The sequence below is a fragment of the Anabaena sp. 90 genome, assembly GCF_000312705.1.
Classification (GTDB): Bacteria; Cyanobacteriota; Cyanobacteriia; order Cyanobacteriales; family Nostocaceae; genus Dolichospermum; species Dolichospermum lemmermannii.
In genome coordinates this window covers 1,737,729-1,758,092 of record NC_019427.1, presented here as the reverse complement: position 1 = coordinate 1,758,092, position 20,364 = coordinate 1,737,729, and the positions used below count along the sequence as shown (strand labels likewise).

23 protein-coding genes and 2 pseudogenes are annotated in these 20,364 nt (G+C 37.4%); 19 read left to right on the top strand and 6 right to left on the bottom strand.

Going from position 1 to position 20,364, the window contains the following annotated elements; genetic code table 11:
- The first annotated feature begins 52 nt into the window (after positions 1-52).
- The 8 genes from ANA_RS07950 to ANA_RS07925 all read left to right on the top strand — a co-directional run bounded on the left by ANA_RS07950 (position 53) and on the right by ANA_RS07925 (position 6,523).
- Complete coding sequence (locus tag ANA_RS07950; protein ID WP_015079548.1) at positions 53-793, top strand: hypothetical protein; 741 nt, start codon at positions 53-55, stop codon at positions 791-793.
- 10 nt (positions 794-803) lie between these two features.
- Positions 804-1,478, top strand: coding sequence for a DUF4231 domain-containing protein (locus ANA_RS07945; RefSeq protein ID WP_015079547.1), 675 nt, complete (start codon positions 804-806; stop codon positions 1,476-1,478).
- Between the two features lie 44 nt (positions 1,479-1,522).
- Positions 1,523-2,737, top strand: coding sequence for an acetate kinase (locus ANA_RS07940; protein WP_015079546.1), 1,215 nt, complete (start codon positions 1,523-1,525; stop codon positions 2,735-2,737).
- 61 nt (positions 2,738-2,798) lie between these two features.
- The gene (locus ANA_RS07935) at positions 2,799-3,584 is read left to right on the top strand and encodes a hypothetical protein (RefSeq protein ID WP_015079545.1); all 786 of its coding nucleotides are present in this window, start codon (positions 2,799-2,801) and stop codon (positions 3,582-3,584) included.
- Entirely contained in the window at positions 3,585-3,719 is a 135-nt protein-coding gene (locus tag ANA_RS28130) for a hypothetical protein (RefSeq protein ID WP_256370256.1), read from the top strand. It abuts the gene before it with no gap.
- On the top strand, positions 3,664-3,810 hold the full coding sequence (locus ANA_RS24310; protein WP_235081980.1) for a hypothetical protein: 147 nt from the start codon (positions 3,664-3,666) through the stop codon (positions 3,808-3,810). The genes ANA_RS28130 and ANA_RS24310 overlap by 56 nt, the downstream gene beginning before the upstream one ends.
- A 236-nt stretch (positions 3,811-4,046) precedes the next feature.
- Positions 4,047-5,891 (top strand): ATP-dependent zinc metalloprotease FtsH3, encoded by a 1,845-nt coding sequence (gene ftsH3, locus ANA_RS07930; RefSeq protein WP_015079544.1) that lies wholly within the window; start codon positions 4,047-4,049, stop codon positions 5,889-5,891.
- A gap of 254 nt (positions 5,892-6,145) precedes the next feature.
- Positions 6,146-6,523, top strand: coding sequence for a hypothetical protein (locus ANA_RS07925; protein ID WP_015079543.1), 378 nt, complete (start codon positions 6,146-6,148; stop codon positions 6,521-6,523).
- Positions 6,524-6,591: 68 nt separating this feature from the next.
- Here ANA_RS07925 and glp read toward each other — a convergent pair whose 3' ends face one another.
- The 4 genes and pseudogenes from glp to ANA_RS24305 form a co-directional block, all read right to left on the bottom strand.
- Positions 6,592-7,818, bottom strand: a complete 1,227-nt coding sequence (gene glp, locus ANA_RS07920; protein WP_015079542.1) for a molybdopterin molybdotransferase MoeA — start codon at positions 7,816-7,818, stop codon at positions 6,592-6,594.
- 309 nt (positions 7,819-8,127) lie between these two features.
- Positions 8,128-11,715, bottom strand: coding sequence for a hydantoinase B/oxoprolinase family protein (locus tag ANA_RS07915; protein WP_015079541.1), 3,588 nt, complete (start codon positions 11,713-11,715; stop codon positions 8,128-8,130).
- Positions 11,716-11,772: 57 nt separating this feature from the next.
- A complete protein-coding gene (locus ANA_RS07910) occupies positions 11,773-12,498 on the bottom strand; it encodes a DevA family ABC transporter ATP-binding protein (protein ID WP_015079540.1) in 726 nt (241 codons plus the stop codon).
- 206 nt (positions 12,499-12,704) lie between these two features.
- A pseudogene (locus ANA_RS24305) lies at positions 12,705-12,857 on the bottom strand (HlyD family secretion protein); the annotation flags it as partial.
- Between the two features lie 232 nt (positions 12,858-13,089).
- Here ANA_RS24305 and ANA_RS07905 point away from each other — a divergent pair.
- From ANA_RS07905 to ANA_RS07890, 4 genes are all read left to right on the top strand, one after another.
- Complete coding sequence (locus tag ANA_RS07905; protein ID WP_015079539.1) at positions 13,090-13,329, top strand: hypothetical protein; 240 nt, start codon at positions 13,090-13,092, stop codon at positions 13,327-13,329.
- 105 nt (positions 13,330-13,434) lie between these two features.
- Positions 13,435-13,620 carry a hypothetical protein gene (locus tag ANA_RS26485; protein WP_015079538.1) on the top strand — a complete coding sequence of 62 codons (186 nt, stop codon included), beginning with the start codon at positions 13,435-13,437 and terminating at the stop codon, positions 13,618-13,620.
- 31 nt (positions 13,621-13,651) lie between these two features.
- On the top strand, positions 13,652-14,842 hold the full coding sequence (locus ANA_RS07895; protein ID WP_015079537.1) for a M20 family metallopeptidase: 1,191 nt from the start codon (positions 13,652-13,654) through the stop codon (positions 14,840-14,842).
- A 125-nt stretch (positions 14,843-14,967) separates the two neighbouring features.
- Entirely contained in the window at positions 14,968-15,282 is a 315-nt protein-coding gene (locus ANA_RS07890; protein WP_015079536.1) for a hypothetical protein, read from the top strand.
- 306 nt (positions 15,283-15,588) lie between these two features.
- On the opposite strand, the gene ANA_RS07885 is transcribed toward ANA_RS07890, so the two are convergent.
- Both ANA_RS07885 and ANA_RS07880 read right to left on the bottom strand, forming a co-directional pair.
- Positions 15,589-15,882 (bottom strand): DUF3349 domain-containing protein, encoded by a 294-nt coding sequence (locus tag ANA_RS07885; protein WP_015079535.1) that lies wholly within the window; start codon positions 15,880-15,882, stop codon positions 15,589-15,591.
- A gap of 2 nt (positions 15,883-15,884) precedes the next feature.
- A complete protein-coding gene (locus ANA_RS07880; RefSeq protein WP_041458306.1) occupies positions 15,885-16,289 on the bottom strand; it encodes a DUF1308 domain-containing protein in 405 nt (134 codons plus the stop codon).
- A gap of 630 nt (positions 16,290-16,919) precedes the next feature.
- On the opposite strand from ANA_RS07880, the gene ANA_RS26985 reads away from it, so the two are divergent.
- From ANA_RS26985 to ANA_RS07850, 7 genes and pseudogenes are all read left to right on the top strand, one after another.
- Positions 16,920-17,225: a hypothetical protein gene (locus tag ANA_RS26985; RefSeq protein WP_015079533.1), complete on the top strand. Its 306-nt coding sequence runs from the start codon at positions 16,920-16,922 to the stop codon at positions 17,223-17,225.
- Between the two features lie 35 nt (positions 17,226-17,260).
- On the top strand, positions 17,261-17,518 hold the full coding sequence (locus tag ANA_RS26980; protein ID WP_200863844.1) for a hypothetical protein: 258 nt from the start codon (positions 17,261-17,263) through the stop codon (positions 17,516-17,518).
- 3 nt (positions 17,519-17,521) lie between these two features.
- Entirely contained in the window at positions 17,522-18,397 is an 876-nt protein-coding gene (locus ANA_RS07865; RefSeq protein ID WP_015079531.1) for a hypothetical protein, read from the top strand.
- A gap of 64 nt (positions 18,398-18,461) precedes the next feature.
- Positions 18,462-18,626 (top strand): annotated as a pseudogene (locus ANA_RS27470) (DUF2809 domain-containing protein); the annotation flags it as partial.
- Entirely contained in the window at positions 18,604-18,828 is a 225-nt protein-coding gene (locus ANA_RS07860) for a DUF167 domain-containing protein (RefSeq protein WP_015079530.1), read from the top strand. The pseudogene ANA_RS27470 and the gene ANA_RS07860, both read left to right, overlap by 23 nt.
- An 87-nt stretch (positions 18,829-18,915) precedes the next feature.
- A complete protein-coding gene (leuB, locus tag ANA_RS07855; protein WP_015079529.1) occupies positions 18,916-20,010 on the top strand; it encodes a 3-isopropylmalate dehydrogenase in 1,095 nt (364 codons plus the stop codon).
- An 88-nt stretch (positions 20,011-20,098) separates the two neighbouring features.
- Complete coding sequence (locus ANA_RS07850) at positions 20,099-20,359, top strand: hypothetical protein (protein ID WP_015079528.1); 261 nt, start codon at positions 20,099-20,101, stop codon at positions 20,357-20,359.
- The last annotated feature ends 5 nt before the right edge of the window (positions 20,360-20,364 follow it).

Sequence of the window (20,364 nt, the reverse complement as noted above, 5' to 3'; positions counted from 1 at the left end):
ATTGACAATTAAATATACTAAGTTTTAACTTAAAATAAGTCAAGTTGGATAAATGGAAAATTTTTTTAAGCTTGCTTTTAATCAAGAGCAAACAGCGATCGCAATTAGGGTATCCGAAGTTGCTGAATTGCCTACTGCACTGGGACAAATGAGCCTTGGTGATTCCCGTCCTATTTTAGTCATAGTCGGGGGTGCAAGTCAGATTAGCGATGCTGATTTTCTCCGTATCCAAAGCTTGTTTGTGGAAGTGTTAGCCCCAATTGCCGAAACCTTGGGCGCTTATGTTGTTGATGGAGGTACAGATGCGGGGGTAATGCGATTAATGGGTTATGCCCGTAATCAAATAAATGCCCAATTTGCTTTGATTGGTGTAGCACCAATCGGCAAAGTGATTCTACCTGAGCAAACTACGACACCATCTGATGATGCTTCACCCCTACAGGCTGATCATACTCATTTTGTGTTAGTTCCTGGCAACAATTGGGGCGATGAATCTCCTTGGATAGTAGAGGTTGCCACTGTTTTAGCAGAGGCTTCTCCATCACTAACGGTGCTGATTAACGGGGGGGAAATTACATTTGTGGATGCTTTGAATAGTGTTACTGCTGGTAGGTTGGTAATGGCGATCGCTGGTAGTGGCAGAACCGCAGATAAACTTGCTTTGGCTGTAGGTGGAAATACTACCGATGAACGAGCTACAAAATTAGCTGCATCAGGTAAATTGCAAACAATTAACTTAGACGCGGAAAAAGAAGAGTTAACCAAAACAATTACTAATTTACTTTCTAGTTAAGGAGTGCATCATGGCTAAAAAAGACCCTTATCGGGAGTTTTTAAAGAAAGATTTTGGCGAGATTTTTGATACATTGAAACTGCCAGCTTTACAAAGAAAGTTTTTAAATTCTCGGTGGTTAGATCAAGTTCTCTGGATGGAAGCACAAGCAGGCCAGGCGCGAAATCGGTATTACACCGCTAGGCTGATGACGATTGTTGGTGGTATAGTTCTTCCTGCTTTGGTGAGTCTAAATCTGAATAATGGTAAAGTCCGAGATACTCTTGTTTGGTCAACTTTTGGTCTTAGTCAAGTTGTAGCAATTAGCGCTGCGGTGGAAGAATTTTTTCACTATGGAGAACGCTGGCGACACTATCGCCGCACAGTAGAATCTTTGAAAACCCAAGGTTGGCAATTTTTTCAATTGAGTGGTTCTTATGTAACTTATAAAACTCATGAAGAGGCATTTACCATTTTTGCCAGCCAGATAGAAGAAATTATTCAACGGGATGTAGAAATTTACGCTACCCAAGTTGTACAAGAGAAGAAACAGGAAGAAAACAAGAATAATGAAAATGGTAGTAATAATGATCAATCAGGAACTTCTAAAAGCAGTTCTAGTACAACCACTTATAAAGATGATTCTGTCGCCCTAACTTGGGGTGATAATTCCGTTTCTAAAGGTGGCAAATCTGCGGTTAATTAACGGTAGCTGGACAGCTAAATATTAGGAACAGGGAATTGGAATTTATGAAAATACTCATCCTCAATGCCGGTTCTAGCAGCCAAAAGAGTTGTCTGTATAACATTACAACCCCGATTCCTAATTTAGCCCCCCAACCTCTGTGGGAAGGAAAAATAAATTGGACTCAAGACCAAAATCAGGCAGAAATTACAGTCAAAACAGCTACGGGTGCAACACTGCAAGAAACCATTTCTGGTGATTCTCGACAGGTGCAATTTACTCATTTGTTATCTACTCTTATTAATGGTGAAACCAAGGTAATTGATGATTTAGCAGCCATAGATGTGGTAGGACATCGAGTGGTACATGGTGGTGAAGATTACCAGAATGCTGTAATAATTACGGAAGATGTGAAACAGGCGATCGCTCACCTATGTAATCTAGCCCCAGCCCATAATCCAGCCGCTTTAGCTGGCATTGAAGCCATTGAAAATAGTCTGGGGAATATCACCCAAATTGCAGTTTTTGATACCGGATTTCACCACACGTTACCCGATGCCGCAGCCATCTATCCTATCCCCTATCAATTAGTAGAACAAGGTATCCGTCGTTATGGCTTTCATGGTATCAGTCATCAGTATTGTGCAAATCGAGCCGCGGAAATTCTTGGTCAAGATTTACAATCTCTGCGGTTAATTACCTGTCATTTAGGTAATGGTTGTTCTTTAGCCGCCATCAAAAATGGTTGCAGTATTGACACAACAATGGGATTTACTCCCCTAGATGGTTTAATGATGGGTAGCCGCAGTGGTTCAATTGATCCAGGGATTTTAATTTATTTACTGCAACAGTATAATTACTCTAGTCAAGAATTAGATAATGTGTTAAATAAATCTTCTGGATTAAAAGGTATTTCTGGAGTATCAAGTGATTTAAGGGAGGTGATAGCCGCAAAAGACCAAGGTAATCAGCGCGCTCAACTAGCTTGGGATATATACGTACATCGTCTCCGGGCTGGTATCGGGGCAATGTTGGCTAGTTTAGCCGGTTTAGATGTTTTAGTTTTTACGGCTGGAGTCGGTGAAAACTCCCCAGGAATCCGTCAAGCAGCTTGTGAAGCCTTGGGATTTTTGGGACTAAAAATTGATGCTGATAAAAACCAGCGCCAACCTATTGATGTTGATATTGCCACATCTGATTCAACCGTGCGAGTATTAGTCATAGAAACTCAAGAAGATTGGGCAATAGCTCAAAAATGTTGCCAATTGGTGCAACAATAATAAAATTGAGGGACTATGGTCATTTTTAATTTTTAATTATGAATTTTTAATTACTGGAAGTATGTTCTTATCTCGTGAAGCTATTACCACACCTTTAGTCGTTTGCTTGTGTATTACCAGTATTAGCTTAATACAAATACCAAAGCTGCAAAAACTATTAACCAGTCAACAATCTATTTCTGTTGAAACTCTGGAAAAAGACCTCAAAAAAGAAAGTCTTCGCTTGAACTTACTGAAAAATGTACCTAGTTTTAGTTATAAAAACCTGATTGCAGATTGGGTATATATTGATTTTTTGCAATTCTTTGGCGATGATGAAGCCAGAGATAGAACAGGGTATCGTCTCAGTCCAGAATATTTTGAAGTTATTTTAGGACGTGACCCCCGTTTTCTAGACGCTTACCTAGGACTTTCTGTAAGTAGCTCTTTATACGGTGGGATGCCAGAAAAATCTATAGCTTTAATGGACAAAGGATTAAAATCTTTATCTCCACAATTACCCAACAAATCCTATTATATCTGGCGTTATAAAGGCACAGATGAGTTATTGTTTTTAGGTAATGCTCAAGCAGCCCAAACATCTTTTCTCAAAGCCGCAGAGTGGGCTAACACTTATACTGACGCGGAAAGCAAGCAAGCAGCATTTAGTTCTCAAAAAACCGCTGAGTTTCTCAGTAAAAACCCAGATAGTAAATCAGCCCGTATTTCTACATGGATGATGGTTTTAAATAATAAAGTTGATCAAAAAACTCGCAAACGAGCCATTCGGGAAATTGAAGCTTTAGGAGGGGAGATAGTCACTAATCCCAACGGTACAAGTAGTATTAAATTACCAGAAAAAGATTAATTGGTCAGTGGTCAGTGGTCAGTAGGGGCGAAGCATTTGCAAGATAAATTATCGGTCATTGCCAAAAATAGTTCTCCAAATGCTTCGCCCGTACAGTTGTCAGTGGTCAGTAGGGGCGAAGCATTTGCAAGATAAATTATCGGTCATTGCCAAAAATAGTTCTCCAAATGCCTCGCCCGTACAGTTGTTAGTTGTCAAGAAAGAGGCAATAGACAATAGGCAATAAATATTTTCCCTGCTCCCTGCCCCTGCCTCTTTTCTCCTGACTCCTGCTGAGAATCGCTACAATAGAACTCCTATCATTCTCATGTTTTAGACTTGCAGGAGGTGGGAGATAATTTTTAGCATGACAGGAGGATTATTTTGAGATATCTTAAAATAAGTTAACATAATTATCATAATGTCCTCTTTCTTAGAGAAGCTAAGTATAAGCAGCAAACCAGTACAGGAGAATCAACATCAGTGAATAATAAAAGATGGAGAAATACGGGGCTGTACGCGCTCCTTTTTATAGTTGTTATTGCCCTAGGAACAGCATTTTTTGACAAACAACCCCAAAGCCGGGAAACATGGCGCTACAGCCAGTTTATCCAAGAAGTTAAACAAGGCAGAGTTGAGAGAGTTAGTTTGAGTTCTGACCGTTCTACAGCTTTGGTAACACCCAAATATGATCCTAATAAAAAGATCGTTACCTTAGTTAACGACCCAGATTTAATCAATACTCTGACAAATAAAGGTGTTGATATTGCCGTATTACCTCAAGCAGACGAAGGATTTTGGTTTAAAGCTCTCAGCAGCTTATTCTTCCCTGTATTGCTGCTAGTTGGTCTATTTTTCCTTCTCCGTCGCGCTCAAGGTGGACCAGGTAGCCAAGCCATGAACTTTGGTAAATCTAAAGCCAGAGTGCAAATGGAACCCCAAACTCAAGTGACATTTGGGGACGTTGCGGGTATTGACCAAGCCAAATTAGAACTAAATGAAGTTGTAGACTTTTTGAAAAATGCCGATCGCTTTACCGCTATTGGTGCAAAAATTCCTAAAGGTGTACTTTTAGTTGGTCCTCCTGGTACTGGTAAAACCCTGCTTGCGCGGGCTGTTGCTGGAGAAGCAGGTGTTCCTTTCTTCTCAATTTCCGGTTCTGAATTTGTGGAAATGTTTGTGGGTGTGGGTGCTTCTCGCGTCCGTGATTTATTTGAACAAGCAAAAACTAATGCTCCTTGTATCGTCTTTATTGATGAAATTGACGCGGTAGGTCGTCAACGGGGTGCTGGTTTGGGTGGTGGTAATGACGAACGGGAACAAACCCTCAACCAGTTACTAACGGAAATGGATGGTTTTGAAGGTAACACTGGCATTATTATTATTGCTGCTACCAACCGTCCTGACGTATTAGACGCGGCTTTATTACGTCCTGGTCGTTTTGACCGTCAAGTTGTGGTAGACCGTCCTGACTACGCTGGAAGAAGCGAAATTCTCCGAGTTCATGCTCGTGGTAAAACTTTATCTAAAGATGTAGACTTGGATAAAATTGCCCGTCGGACTCCTGGTTTTACCGGTGCAGATTTATCTAACTTACTCAACGAAGCGGCAATTTTAGCCGCCCGTCGGAATTTAACGGAAATTTCGATGGATGAAATTAATGATGCAATTGATCGTGTATTAGCGGGTCCGGAAAAGAAAGACCGGGTAATGAGCGAAAAGCGCAAAACTTTGGTTGCATACCATGAAGCAGGTCACGCTTTAGTTGGGGCTTTAATGCCTGACTATGACCCTGTGCAAAAGATTAGCATTATTCCCCGTGGTCAAGCTGGTGGTTTAACTTGGTTTACCCCTAGTGAAGACCGTATGGACACTGGTTTATATAGCCGTGCTTATTTGGAAAATCAAATGGCTGTGGCTTTAGGTGGTCGTCTGGCTGAAGAAATCATCTTTGGTGAAGAGGAAGTTACTACTGGTGCTTCTAATGATTTACAGCAAGTTGCCAGAGTAGCTAAACAAATGATAACTCGGTTTGGCATGAGCGATCGCTTGGGTCCAGTAGCCCTTGGTCGTCAACAAGGAAATATGTTCCTGGGTCGAGATATTATGTCAGAACGCGACTTTTCAGAAGAAACCGCTGCTGCTATTGATGAAGAAGTGCGGAAGTTAGTTGATACGGCTTACATTCGAGCTAAAGAAGTTTTAGTTAATAACCGCAAGGTTTTAGATGAAATTGCTCAAATGCTGATTGAAAAGGAAACCGTTGACGCTGAGGAATTACAAGAAATCCTTGGTAATAACGATGTGAAAATGGCGGCTTTTGCGTAATTTTTTCTAACCTTTTAAAAAGGGTAATTCTGGGTTTTCTGGAATTACCCTTTTTTTTGAAGTTATAATTGAATTTTTCTCTCTGCGCTCTCTGCGTCTCTGTGGTTCGATTCAAAAATAATTTATCTAACCACAGAGGCACAGAGGACACAGAGAGAGAAAATAGAGAGTTTTTTGCATCAGTTTTGGGACATTTTTTTATGGTATATTACATTTTCCTGGTTTTGTAAGACAACATTAATCTAGAATAGATTATGACTACACTTCAATTGAAAAATCACCAAATCTGGCAAGATTTAACTGAGATATTAGAAAATTTAGATACTAATTCTCTTGTTCAAAAACATCTTCAACAATGCTGTTATACAATCAATGGTTATTGGGATGAACAGGATGAATATTATGACTCAATTAGCTTACCTCACACTATAGAAGCAGAATTAGTCAGCAGTTTTGTCGGTGTTACCGAAGATAAACACTTTCTAAAACTCCAATTTTCTATTATGAATTTTCTTGAAAATATAGGTGAGTTAGTTCTTATCTATAATGAAAATCTGGAATTGGTTGATGAAAATTGGCTTTTAGATATAGATTCTCCTCTGCTTAATAAAAGACAAGTTACTAACACCTAAGATAATGGTTATGAAATTAATCTATTCTTGCACGCAGAGGCGCAGAGTCTCAGAGAGTTAATTGTCTTTTATCTTATTTGCAAAACTAAGGTTTCTTCTCCTGGTAAAATTAAGGTTTTTCCCAATGGTAAAATTGCTAAAGCATTAGTTTGGGATAAGTTAATTAAGTTTCCAGAATTTAAATTACCACTTGTTTGATGAAATTCATAAATACCATCATTTAAATTTAAAGTACCCCAAATATAAGTTTCCATTTTTCCGTTAGATTTTAACTCGGAATGGGATTTTACTTTTAAAAGTTTTGCTTCCCAACTTTGATTAATTCCTGAAAGTTTTTTGATTGTCGGTTGGACAAATCGCCAAAATGTCACTAATGCAGAAACGGGATTTCCTGGTAAACCAAAATAAAGGGAATTGGGAAATGTGGCAAATGTCAGAGGTTTTCCTGGACGCATTTGCACGGCGCGAAAATGGATTTCTGCCCCCAAAGATGCTAATATATTATCAATATAATCATAATCACCTACAGAAACTCCACCAGAAGAAAGAACTATATCAGCATGATTAATGGCATAATTTATAGTCTCTGTTAATGCAGTTGGATTATCTTTAACAATTCCTAACATTAACACTTCTGCACCTGATTCTTTGACTAAAGCGGCTAAAGCATATTGGTTAGAATCTACTATTTGTCCAGGTTTTAGGGTTTGTTCTGGTGTGACTAATTCATCACCACTAGAAAAAATTGCCACCCGTGGACGACGTAAAACACTGATTTTAGGCAATTGTGCAGCCGCTAAAATGGCAATTTCCGCTGCATTCAGGGGAATTCCTGCTGGTAAAAGTTCTTTTCCGGCTTGGTAAAAGTCTCCTTGGTGTCTAATAAATTCTTGGGGTTGCGGTGTAGCTAAGATAAAAACTTGATTTTCCTGCAATTTAGTTTTTTCCTGCATAATTACAGTATCCGCACCTTTTGGGATGATTGCACCAGTGAAAATCCTGGCTGCTTGTCCTGGTTTAATAGTAATTTGGGGTTGATATCCTGCGGGAATCTCTTCGACAACTGCCAATATGGTAGGATTTTCAGGATTTGAATTTTGTACATCTTCATAACGCACTGCAAAACCATCCATTGCGGAATTATCCCAATGGGGAAAATCTAAAGAACTAATGACAGAAGTTGCTAAAATGCGGTGAGATGCTGTTAATAAATCCACAATTTCAATATCATGTTGTTGATTTAAAGGTTGGACAGCATTGAAAATAATAGTTTCGGCATCTTGGACTGATAACATAATGAATAAGTAGGTTAGCGTTAAAAATTGTCGTTATAGCAAGGCAAAAGGCAAGGGGGAAGAAGTTTTCAGCGATTTTACATTTCTTTACACTGAATAGAAATTTAATAGTTAATTAGTGAGCAGATACCCAACTTCTACTTTAGAATTAGATTATGTATCATATATTTATTTAACTTACCTTTGGGGGTTAAAGTCCCCTGCTTCTACAAGCAGCGGGTTTTGCGTCGGGGTAAAATCCCCGTTGCAAAACGTAATTCTAAATTCTAAATTCTAAATTCTGCATTCTTTTAAGAAGTTGGGGATATTTTATATCTCCCCATAACCACCACCTCCTGGAGTTTCAATGACAAATATATCTCCAGGATTCATTTCTACCACAGCTTTACTTCCTAATTTTTTCACAGTTCCATTATTTCTTTCTACATAATTTTTACCTATCATACCTGCTTTCCCACCACATAAACCAAAAGGGGGAATAACCCGATGATTTGCTAAAATTCCCGCTGTCATATTTTCCAAAAACCGCAACCGTCGAATTACACCATTTCCACCGTGATATTTACCTTTTCCTCCGCTATTTTCACGAATTGCAAAACTTTCTAAAATTACCGGAAACCGCCATTCTAAAACTTCAGGATCTGTTAATCTAGAATTAGTCATGTGGGTATGAACTGCGTCTGTTCCATTGAAATCTTCACCCGCACCAGAACCACCACAGATAGTTTCATAATATTGATATTTCGTATTACCAAAAGTAAAATTATTCATCGTTCCTTGGGAAGCAGCTAACACACCCAAAGCCCCATATAAAGCATCTGTAATTGCTTGGGAAGTTTCCACATTTCCCGCAACTACCGCAGCCGGATAATGGGGATTTAACATACAACCTTGAGGAATAATCACTTCCAACGGTTTCATACATCCTGCATTTAAAGGAATATCATCATTTACCAAAGTGCGGAAAACATATAAAACTGCTGCTTTACAAACTGCTGATGGTGCGTTAAAGTTATTATTTAATTGCGGTGAAGTCCCAGTAAAGTCTATTTTAGCATTTCTGAGTTTTTTATCAATAGTAATTTTAACTTTGATCATACTTCCATCATCCAAAGCATAACTAAAACTCCCATCTTTTAAAACTTCAATTACTCGACGAACTGATGCTTCGGCATTATCTTGGACAAAACCCATATAAGCTTGCACAGTTTCTAAGCTGTAGTGTTCTACCATTTTCAATAATTCTTTAACTCCCAGTTCATTCGCTGCAATTTGCGCTTTTAAATCGGCGATATTTTGAGGAATATTCCTCGCTGGGTAAGGTTCACTGCTGAGTAAATTAATTAATTCCTGTTCGCAGAAAACCCCAGAATTAACTAATTGAAAATTATCTAATAAAATCCCTTCTTCTGTGACACTTGTACTATAAGGTGGCATAGAACCGGGAGTTATTCCCCCAATATCTGCATGATGTCCCCGTGAAGCTACATAAAAAATAGGAAGATGAGAATTAAGAAATATCGGAGTAATAACTGTAATATCTGGAAGATGAGTTCCCCCATTGTAGGGATTATTAGCAGCGAAAACATCACCAGGTTGAATATTATTTTTATGAGTGGAAATTAAAGCCTGAATACTTTCACTCATGGAACCTAAATGTACAGGAATATGGGGGGCATTTGCGACCAATTGTCCATGGTTATCGAAAATCGCACAGGAAAAATCGAGCCTTTCTTTGATATTCACAGAAGAACTGGTATTTTGTAATGTTATTCCCATTTGTTCAGCAATTGCCCGAAACAAATTATTGAAAATTTCCAACATGACAGCATCAGGATTTTCAATTTTCTCATTTGTATTTTCCACTGACAACTGACTACTAACAACTGACAAAACCAAATTCTGAATATTAGTTAATTCCGCTTGCCAATGGGGTTCAATAATATTTGTCCCCGTCGCTTCTACAATAATTGCAGGTCCAGAAATACAGTCTCCCGGTTGTAAATTCTCCCGACGATAAACTGGGGTATCCCACCATTTCCCAGCAGTAAACATCTGTACGGTTGTATCTGCAATCGGTAAATTATCATTTATCCGAGAAATTACAGATGGAAATGGGGCATCATGATGTAATACTAACTCCACCGTCACCGCTTCCACAATCAAGGGTTTTTCCTCGGCAATAAAGCCGTAACGCTGACGATGTAACTCTGCAAACTGATTCTGCATTGCTGCTAAATCGGCAAAATTTACAACCAAAGCCGCATCTGTTCCTTCATATCTTAAATACAGCTTTTTATACATTTGAATCCCTGTATTACCAGGATCTTGACGGTTTAATTCTTTTTTTCCCTCTGCTGCTAATTCTGTGAATACTACTTTTAAATTTGACAATATCCCTAATTCTAAAACCGCTTCAATAGCTTTTTCTTTTAACACCCTCACATCTGCCAAACCCATACCATAAGCAGATAAAACTCCAGAATAGGGATGAATAAATACCTGTTTCATTCCCAAAGCGTCAGCAATTAAACAAGCGTGTTGTCCACCTGCACCACCAAAACAGCATAAAGTATACTCAGAGACATCATAACCACGTTGGAGGGAGATTTTTTTAATCGCATTGGCCATTTTATCAACGGCAATGGTAAGAAAACCCGTTGCTACTTGTTCCGCTGTGCGATTATCACCAATTTCTTCTACCAATTCCGCAAATTTACTCTTGACAATTTCTACATTCAATAATTTGTCAGCATTTGCTCCAAATACTTGAGGGAAAAAAGCAGGTTGCAACTTACCTACCATGACATTACAGTCTGTCACCGTTAGGGGTCCGCCTTTGGAGTAGGAAGCAGGACCGGGATTTGCACCGGCTGATTCTGGTCTAACGCGATAACGAGAACCATCAAAATGTAAAATTGAACCGCCACCCGCTGCAACGGTATGAATAGCCATCATTGGAGTTCGTAACCTAACTCCAGCCACTTCTGTTTCTAAGGTACGTTCATATTCACCATTATAATGTGCAACATCCGTAGATGTACCACCCATATCAAAACTGATAATTTTATGAAATCCTGCCATCAGACTAGTTTGGACTGCACCAACGATTCCCCCCGCCGGACCGGACAAGATACTATCTTTACCAAGAAAAGTTGCTGCGTCAGTTAAGCCTCCATGAGATTGCATAAACTGGAGAGTAACGTTTTTTCCTAACTGACTCGCTACCTGATTCACATATCTTCGTAAAATCGGCGATAAATAAGCATCAACTACCGTTGTATCACCACGACTGACTAATTTCATTAAGGGGGTAATTTCGTGAGATACTGAAACTTGAGTAAAGCCAATGTTTTTAGCGAGGTTAGCAACCTGTTTTTCATGGTTGGTGTAGCGATAACCGTGCATAAAAACAATTGCACAGGAATGAATCCCGCTATTATAAGCTGTTTGCAGCTGAGGACGAATGGCATCTAAATTTAAATTAACTAATACATCACCTTGGGCGTTGTAACGTTCTTCTACTTCAATTACTTGTTCATATAACATTTCTGGTAAAATAATCTGCCGGGCAAAAATATCGGGACGGTTTTGATAGGCGATTTTTAAAGCATCTCGAAAGCCTTTGGTGATGAGTAAAACAGTTCTATCCCCTTTTTTTTCCAGTAGGGCATTTGTAGCTACTGTTGTTCCCATTTTGACAATTGTGATTTCCTCTGAAGGAATAGTTTCATGATCTGAAATGCCTAAAAGTTCACGCATTCCCTGTATTGCTGCATCGGTGTAACGTTCGGGATTTTCGGATAATAGTTTGTGAATTTGTAATTTACCGTCGGGGCATTTGGCGACAATATCAGTAAATGTACCACCCCTATCAATCCAAAATTCCCAAGTCATTGTAGATTAACCCTCTTACAGAATTTATAAATTAGAGAAAACGGTATTAACAATATTTTAACCAACTACATCTTGCAAAGAATCACTTTTTTCTCGGACAAGATGGCCATCTTCCATGTAAACAATTCGGTCAGCAATATCTAAAATGCGGTTATCGTGGGTAACAAGCAAAATTGTACAACCATGCTCTTTTGCTAGTTTCTGCATTAATTCTACTACATCTCGTCCCGATTGTTTATCAAGTGCGGCGGTAGGTTCATCTGCTAGAACTATTTTTGGTTGACTTACCAATGCACGAGCGATCGCAATTCGTTGTTTTTGTCCCCCTGATAAGTTATCTGGATAATAATTAAGCCGATTTCCTAATCCTACCTCTTCTAGCATTTTTTGTGATTGGATTAACATTTCTTTTCCAGACATTTTCGGATGTAATTCTAAACCCATTCTCACATTTTGAATTGCTGTTAAGCTACCATGTAAATTATGAGCTTGAAAAATATAACCGTTAGTCCGTCGCGCTTGGGTAAGTTGTTTTGCATTGGCTTTACAGAGTTCGTCACCTAAGATCCGCAAACTGCCAAATTGAGCCGAACGCAATCCACCAGCTAAGGTTAATAATGTGGTCTTACCTGAGCCAGATGGACCTGTCATAATCACAATTTCACCTGTATTAATGGTGAGGTTGATATTAAATAAAACTTGTTTTCGCAGTTGTCCATTTCCAAAATAATGATCGAGGTTTTGGATGGAGATTACAGGTTTGGGAGAGTTAAGAGTTTGCATATTTGATTGAGGTTTTCAGGATTTTTTTGCCCGCAGAGACGCAGAGGCACTCCAGAGTAATTTTGAGAAATTTAAAACATATCGGCTGGGTCGGCTGATTGTAGTTTATTTGTGGCTATTGCACCGGAAATTGTACACATTATTATTGTCATTAGGAAAACTACTAATGCTCTGGTTAAGGTCAAGCTGCATAAAAATTAGCATATGTACATCTGATTTATTTGTCCAAGTTCGACAATGCCGTTATTGGATACTACTTCACCTGCACGAGTATAAATGTCAAAAATTACACCATTCTGGGGAGCTTTAACATAAGTTGGATCTAAGTCGGCTTTTGCCTGTTGGGCTGCGAATATGGTAAATAAAATACATTCTATTTCGCGCAGAGGTGCAAAGAAGCAAAGCCGCAAATTTGATTAATTTGTCGGTTTTAAAGATGAGGAAATTGAAAAATTGTTAAAATAAATATGAGATTGAAATAGATGAGTAAATATAATTTATTGGGAGAGATATAAAGTTATTATTGCTTATTGCTCCAGCAATTGGTATTCTTGTAAAAGAAGCCTTAATCCATTTATGAGTATCAAATAAATGAATCACCAAACTACCTTTCAAGAAATTGCTTCTCAAGTGCAATTATTCCAAAGTATAGAACAGAAAGAAAGATTTATATTTGTAATTGGTGCTTTAACATCGCGGTTAATTAGTTTACATAAAGCTTCCGAAATAATGGAAATGGATACAGAAATGTTTTTGAAAGTTTTAGAATTAATGGGGATAGATTTTTCATATCTTACAGTTGAATATATTGCTATAGAGAAAATCTGGTAAGCATGATGAAAATAGTGTTTAATTCTTCTCCTTTAATTTTCTTATCTTCCTTAGGTTTTCTTGATTTATTTTTGACAACATCTTCCCAATTCTTATTACCAGAAAGTGTTAAATTCTCGCTATTTGAATCTGAGTTGTAAATACGATATTGCGGTTGAATTTGTCAAGTACCGCATCAATTCTATCGTGATTAGTTTATATGTATTCCTGGATGCTGAAAAGTTAGCAGGTAAGCCGATAAAATTAGTCAGAATGCGGGTAGCAGTTAAAGCTGTCAAAATCCTAGAGTGAAATATAAGGTGAATGAATTAAAATTATTGCTATGCTGAACCGACTCAAAGACTTAACAACAAATATAGCACCCCGCTTAGTCGAAATCCGTCGCCATATTCATGCACACCCAGAACTTAGTGGGCAAGAGTATCAAACCGCTGCTTTTGTTGCAGGTGTGTTATCTGCCAATGGCTTGCACGTAGAAGAGGGAATAGGTAGAACAGGTGTCATTGGTGAATTACAAGGAACTCAACCTAGTGATAGGATATTGGCAATTCGCACTGATATGGATGCTTTACCCATTCAAGAACGCACAAGTTTAGAATATGCTTCTCGAATTGAAGGAGTCATGCACGCTTGTGGCCATGATATTCATACTACAGTAGGTTTGGGGACAGCGATGGTACTTTCCCAAATTGCCCCTGAATTGGGTGGAAAGGTGCGGTTTTTATTTCAACCTGCTGAGGAAATTGCCCAAGGTGCAAATTGGATGGTACAAGATGGAGTGATGAATAATGTTGCGGCTATTTTAGGGTTACACGTTTTTCCTTCCATTCCCGCTGGTTCAGTTGGTATCCGTTACGGTGCGTTAACAGCCGCCGCAGACAATTTAGAAATTATTATTATTGGTGAATCTGGACATGGTGCGCGTCCCCATGAAGCCATAGATGCAATTTGGATTGCAGCACAAGTGATTACATCATTACAACAAGCGATTAGTCGAACTCAGAATCCTTTGCGTCCCGTAGTGTTGAGTATTGGACAAATTAATGGCGGAAGAGCGCCAAATGTAATTGCTGATAAAGTACAGTTATTAGGAACAGTGCGATCGCTTCACCCAGAAACCCGTGATAAACTACCACAGTGGATTGAAAACATAGTGGCTAATGTTTGTAATTCTTTCAACGCCAAATATCAAGTTAATTATCATCAAGGTGTCCCCAGTGTCCAAAATGATAATGCCTTAACACAATTATTACAATCCTCCGCAGAAGAAGCTTGGACTAATGATCGTGTCCAAATTTTACCAGAACCATCATTAGGTGCAGAAGATTTTTCTGTTTATTTAGAACACGCCCCTGGTTCAATGTTTCGCTTAGGTGTAGGCTATGAAGAGAGAATAATTAATCATCCCTTGCATCATCCTCAATTTGAAGTTGATGAATCTGCTATTATTACTGGAGTAGTCACATTAGCTTATGCAGCTTATAAATATTGGCTAAATAAGTCAGAAGTATGATTTGTGTGATTGGTTTGATTTAGATGATTAATTAGTCAAACAAATCACAAAAATCACAGAAATCACAAAAATCACAGTCCAGAAATTGCTCTTTAAATAAATTCCAGAAAATTACACTGTCAATCATGCCACCAATCGAAACTATAGATTCCAACTCATCAGAACAAAGCACTAATAATTGGTATTTAGTCACTGTCCGTTCTAAAAAAAGAGAAGTATTTTTGAAATATCTGAATTTAGCTATTAGCCAAAATCAATTACAAGACTTGGTAATAGAGATAAAAAGTCCCCAAGATGCAGTTTATCAAGATATTGTTTTATTAAATATCAGTAATTTCAAAAATGCCTATATACAACTTAAAAAAATCGAATGTTTCCAAAATATCGAACGAAAACCTTTAGCATTACCACAAGTAAATAGAATGTTGGGTATTGGATAAAGTTTACGTCATTGATGATAATATCCCCAACGTCTTTATGACTTACGCACTGTACAAATTAATCATTTTATGTTTTCACAAAAATAGCCAGTTTTAGGCTGTGATTAATGATTGTATTGATCGTAAACAGACAAATATGGTAAGGGTTTAGCAATGCTAAACCCCTACTGATATTGTAAACTCTGGAAAAATTCTACCTTGTTGACGACAACGCACAGGTTTTGTCCTAGTCATAATTTCCCCTACCTCATATACTAATTCACACTAATTCCGCAGCTAAAAGCCTACTTTCAAAAGCGATATCTATTATCCTTCATCAAGCCACTGTATATAACCACACATAAGTAATCTTTCCTTTAAATTAGCAATAGCTTCGGATGTGGGTACATCAATTGACTGTACCCGATATACATCATTGAGAACAAGACTATAATCTTTACCGCTATAGTAAGCTACAACTTCAGCTAAATTTCTATCTGACATTTCCTCACTAAGTAATGATAAAAGCGGTAAGTAAAATTGTGATTCTATTCCCTTGGGGAAAGCATTTTGAATTAATTTATATGTACTTTGTAGATGTGGTGAAATAGTGATTTGCATGATTAATTACCAGTTAAAGGAAAAGGTGGATGAATATATACATGAAAATCCACACCTTGAGCAGAAGCGGCTCTGACTGCTTTTGCATCTGCTGTGGTGGTGACAATATTTAGTTGATCACCTGTACCTAATATAATAATATCGTTTATTCCTAATTTTCGTGTTGGTTGTAGGTTTAAAGCTTTAGGTGATGGGTTATCGGGGATGATAGTTACTCTTTGCAAAAGGCGATTAGCTCTGTTTTGTTCTGATAGTCTAGCAATAGTTTTCACTATGTTAGTGAACTCAGTAAAAGCAGTTTGAGTCATTACCATTTCTTTTCCGTTTACGTATTGTCGCAATTCATAGCGATGAGGGGAATTTTCCGCTATAAGAGCTATAGCAGTTCCAGTATCTAGATTAAGCACTTGTTTAGCCTCAATATTAATTGGAGCAGAAAGGTTGATTTGGGAGTTCATTGAATCTTCTCTTATAGATGTATATAACTAACTTGATGCTTTCTATAAGTTAGTCAAAGTGCTACACATGGTAAAATACCGTACTTAGAGGTAGTGATATTACTACTTGCTAAAAAATATTTTATATGTATGCGTTTTATCTGTAAAAAAAAATCTCCCACACAGCAGGAGAGATAAAAATGAAGATGATTATGAGATTACTTAGTAGTTAAGCTGCTACCATCAAAAATAGGCGATTCCTACGGAGCGCTTCGCTATCGCATACCATAAAACTATCTGATTAAATGTTCAAGATTTTGCAAATTTATGTCTTGACTTTTGGCGTACATTTAGCTACACAATATATAACAGCTAAACACAAATCATCAAGTTTCGATGATTGCTTATACTAGCTACTTAAATCACTTGCGGTAACAAGTATTGATTTCCGTTGTTGATCCTGCGACGGTGTATTTCACGGTTAGCCAGCCTTATACTTTCCTTCTCCTGGAATCAGAAAAAAAGGATAGGCCGGGGGGGAGTAAAGTTAAGAATACATCCGCAAGTGATATTTTTTCTTAATTATCCATTACAAATATAATGCAACAAGACTCTCAGTTACTTCTAAAACTCACATCCGAAACTTTACGAGAAAAATTTTATGATCTCAGAAGGGTATTGGATATAGCTGAACTTTTAGAAGTTTCCTATGATCATCTTATTTATCATATATATCTTGTTGAATCTGAGCATCGTTACACAACTTTTGAAATTCCCAAAAAATCTGGTGGTATTCGTCAAATATCAACTCCGATAACTGCAATTAAAATTATTCAAAAAAAACTTAATCAAGTTTTACAAGCTGTATATCAAACAAAGCCAATCATCAAGAAGTCACAGGTTTAACAACTAATCTTTTTCCTAATGTTAATCGAAAATATGTGCGTCAAGTTCGAGCAATGCTTTATGCCTGGGCTAAGTTTGGACTTGAATCTGCGGAAAATGAATATTTTGAGAAATATTTATTGAAATCAAGATCACCTTTAAAAGAAACACTGAAATTTCAGAAAGTATTAAGAGGAAAAATAGAGTTTATTGGTATGGTAAAAGGCAAAGAAGATTCTATTTATCAGAAATATATTAACCAATATAAAATTTTATCAGGGTTATCAATGATTAATAAAGGAGAGGAAGATTAATTGATGGATATAATACAGCAAAAAATACTAGAACAAATAAATTTTAATTTGCAAAGTATTTCCCTATATATAGAAAAATTATCTAAGGCAGAAATCAAACTAGATTCTAATAAAATAGATTTGATTCATTATTCAAATCATGAATGGCTAAATATGTTAGAATATCAAGATTTAAAAAAAAGACTTGAAGAATATAATGAACAATCAACTGATGCTAGTATGAAAAATAATTTTGCGGAGTATTGCCGCAAAGTATGTTTACAAATAGAAATTTTGGTGAATAAATTTACAGAGAAGCGATATGGTGATGAAAAACTTCAAGATAGTCAATATAAAAAATTACGAGATTTTTTTAAAACTGCAAAAGAAAATTTTAACCAGTATCAAGATAGGGAATATAAGTTAATTAGTTATATTATGGAAATTAGAAATGTTGGCAGTCATGGAGATCATAATGGTAGATCAATCTTACAAAGAATAGAGTTGAAAGGTAAATCTATAAAAATCAAACTACAAAAAACAAAGAATACGGTTTCTCCGAAAGAAATACAAAATATATTCTCTGAATTTGTATCTTATTACGATAAATATAATCCAAAAACTAATAATCCAAAAATTACTGATAGAACTGAAGAGGGATATACAGTTATCACCTTATCTAATTTAAAAGATAAATATTTTGATTGTAATTCAATTATCCATTATATTGAAAGCAATAGAACTACATTGAGACATAAGCTAGGCAATGAGTTCAAAATACTTCCAGATAAACATCAGCATCCAAATGAACTTAAAATATTTTTTGAACAACAAGATTATGCAGAAATAAAACATACAATGAACTGGTTTATTCAAGAAATAGGTAAACACCTAAAATAAAAATATTGGGAATATTCTTCAACTCATATTTTATCCTATACAAGAACCTCTTTTTCTTCTTTAGCATCCACCATTATTAGAAGCCATCCGTGCTACCTTAATAGATAAGTTATTAGGGACTACCTTTGCTTGGTGGGATTTTCCCCATTATCTTTTAGGTTCTATTTTGGGTTGGTTGTGGATAGAAAAACTGCGAGGAATAGATAATGCAAAAAAGAGTAAAAGTTAAACCAAATTCTCAACAGCAAAAGATTGAAGAATTAGCAGATGGTAGTTTAACTGTACATCTTAAATCACCACCAGTAGATGGTAAAGCTAATGAAGAGTTAATTAAACTACTAGCCAAAAAATTTGATGTTGCTAAATCCTCTATCAGAATTAAATCTGGGACAACATCTCGACAAAAGGTAATTGAAATTGATGGAATTTAGGGCAATTATCAATTACCAATCACCCATTTGGCACAATTGCTAGGTATGATATTTTATCTGCAAACATTTACCCAGTAAAACCTGACTATGACTCAAAACTACCGCATTACCCTACTACCTGGAGATGGCATTGGTCCGGAAATTATGTCCGTAGCAGTGGACGTGCTGAAATTTGTCGGTAAACGCTTTGATTTTTCCTTAGAATTCTCCACAGCTTTAATTGGTGGTGCTGCTATTGACGAAACCGGCGAACCACTACCCGCTGTTACCTTAGATATGTGCCGCAATAGCGATGCTGTCTTACTCGCTGCTATTGGTGGTTACAAATGGGATTCTCTCCCCTCAAATTTACGCCCAGAAGCAGGTTTATTAGGGTTGCGGGCTGGTTTACAACTATTTGCTAATTTACGTCCTGCGAAAATTCTCCCCCAGTTAATTGACGCTTCCACCTTGAAACGAGAGGTTGTAGAAGGAGTAGATATTATGGTGGTGCGGGAACTCACCGGCGGGATTTATTTTGGTAAACCCAAAGGCATTTTTACAACAGAAACCGGAGAAAAACGCGGTGTAAATACGATGGTTTACACAGAATCAGAAATTGAACGCATTGGCCGCGTAGCTTTTGAAACAGCGCGGAAACGAGGTGGTAAACTCTGTTCAGTGGATAAAGCCAATGTGTTAGAAGTATCTCAATTATGGCGGGAAAAAATTACACAACTTTCCTCAGAATATACTGATGTTGAGTTATCTCACTTGTATGTAGATAATGCCGCCATGCAATTAGTCCGCGCTCCCAAACAATTTGATACAATTGTTACAGGAAACTTATTTGGTGATATTCTCTCTGATGCTGCGGCAATGCTCACAGGTAGTATAGGAATGTTACCTTCTGCCAGTTTGGGGGCTGATGGGCCCGGTGTCTATGAACCAGTTCATGGTTCGGCCCCGGATATTGCCGGACTTGATCAAGCCAACCCCTTAGCACAGGTTTTAAGCGCCGCCATGATGTTGCGTTATGCTTTAGACCAAGCAGCAGCAGCAGACTTAATTGAAAATAGCGTGTTACAAGTTTTAGAACAAGGTTATCGCACAGGAGATATTATGTCCCCAGGAATGAAACTTGTCGGTTGTCGAGCTATGGGCGCAGCACTAATGGAAATTCTGCAATTAAAATCACGTTAAAGTGTAAATCTGGAAGTTTTACTATTTATTGTGAAAACTTTCAGATACACTAAAAGCAAATCTGTAAATCTCAATATAAAAGCCAATTGTGTACGCTTTACAACAAGAACAGGCAAACTTTACCCACTCCAAAAAGCATCCTTCTTTGATTGATCCTACTGTAATTAGAGCAGCTAGTCACATCTACTATACCTACTGTGAAGTCCATCCAGAAATAGTAGGAAAAGCTACAGGAGTAGCAATTAGTCGGGTAACTCATCGGGGTAAAGTGATTTTTACTAAGTACCCAGTGTTATTACCACAGGAATGTTTTGTGCCGTTGAATCAAATTGAGTCCTATATGTATTAGTCAAC

Bases quoted from the DNA above. Each gene is read 5' to 3' on its own strand.
- ANA_RS26985 (WP_015079533.1), top strand. From the start codon at position 16,920: ATGCAACAAGACTCTCAGTTACTTCTAAAACTCACATCCGAAACTTTA.
- ANA_RS07885 (WP_015079535.1), bottom strand. From the start codon at position 15,882: ATGCAAATCACTATTTCACCACATCTACAAAGTACATATAAATTAATT.
- ANA_RS07940 (WP_015079546.1), top strand. From the start codon at position 1,523: ATGAAAATACTCATCCTCAATGCCGGTTCTAGCAGCCAAAAGAGTTGT.
- leuB (WP_015079529.1), top strand. From the start codon at position 18,916: ATGACTCAAAACTACCGCATTACCCTACTACCTGGAGATGGCATTGGT.
- ANA_RS07860 (WP_015079530.1), top strand. From the start codon at position 18,604: ATGCAAAAAAGAGTAAAAGTTAAACCAAATTCTCAACAGCAAAAGATT.
- ANA_RS24310 (WP_235081980.1), top strand. From the start codon at position 3,664: ATGCTTCGCCCGTACAGTTGTCAGTGGTCAGTAGGGGCGAAGCATTTG.
- ANA_RS07945 (WP_015079547.1), top strand. From the start codon at position 804: ATGGCTAAAAAAGACCCTTATCGGGAGTTTTTAAAGAAAGATTTTGGC.
- ANA_RS07905 (WP_015079539.1), top strand. From the start codon at position 13,090: ATGAATCACCAAACTACCTTTCAAGAAATTGCTTCTCAAGTGCAATTA.
- glp (WP_015079542.1), bottom strand. From the start codon at position 7,818: ATGTTATCAGTCCAAGATGCCGAAACTATTATTTTCAATGCTGTCCAA.
- ANA_RS07935 (WP_015079545.1), top strand. From the start codon at position 2,799: ATGTTCTTATCTCGTGAAGCTATTACCACACCTTTAGTCGTTTGCTTG.
- ANA_RS07865 (WP_015079531.1), top strand. From the start codon at position 17,522: ATGGATATAATACAGCAAAAAATACTAGAACAAATAAATTTTAATTTG.
- ANA_RS07925 (WP_015079543.1), top strand. From the start codon at position 6,146: ATGACTACACTTCAATTGAAAAATCACCAAATCTGGCAAGATTTAACT.
- ANA_RS07950 (WP_015079548.1), top strand. From the start codon at position 53: ATGGAAAATTTTTTTAAGCTTGCTTTTAATCAAGAGCAAACAGCGATC.
- ANA_RS07890 (WP_015079536.1), top strand. From the start codon at position 14,968: ATGCCACCAATCGAAACTATAGATTCCAACTCATCAGAACAAAGCACT.
- ANA_RS07910 (WP_015079540.1), bottom strand. From the start codon at position 12,498: ATGCAAACTCTTAACTCTCCCAAACCTGTAATCTCCATCCAAAACCTC.
- ANA_RS07895 (WP_015079537.1), top strand. From the start codon at position 13,652: ATGCTGAACCGACTCAAAGACTTAACAACAAATATAGCACCCCGCTTA.
- ANA_RS07915 (WP_015079541.1), bottom strand. From the start codon at position 11,715: ATGACTTGGGAATTTTGGATTGATAGGGGTGGTACATTTACTGATATT.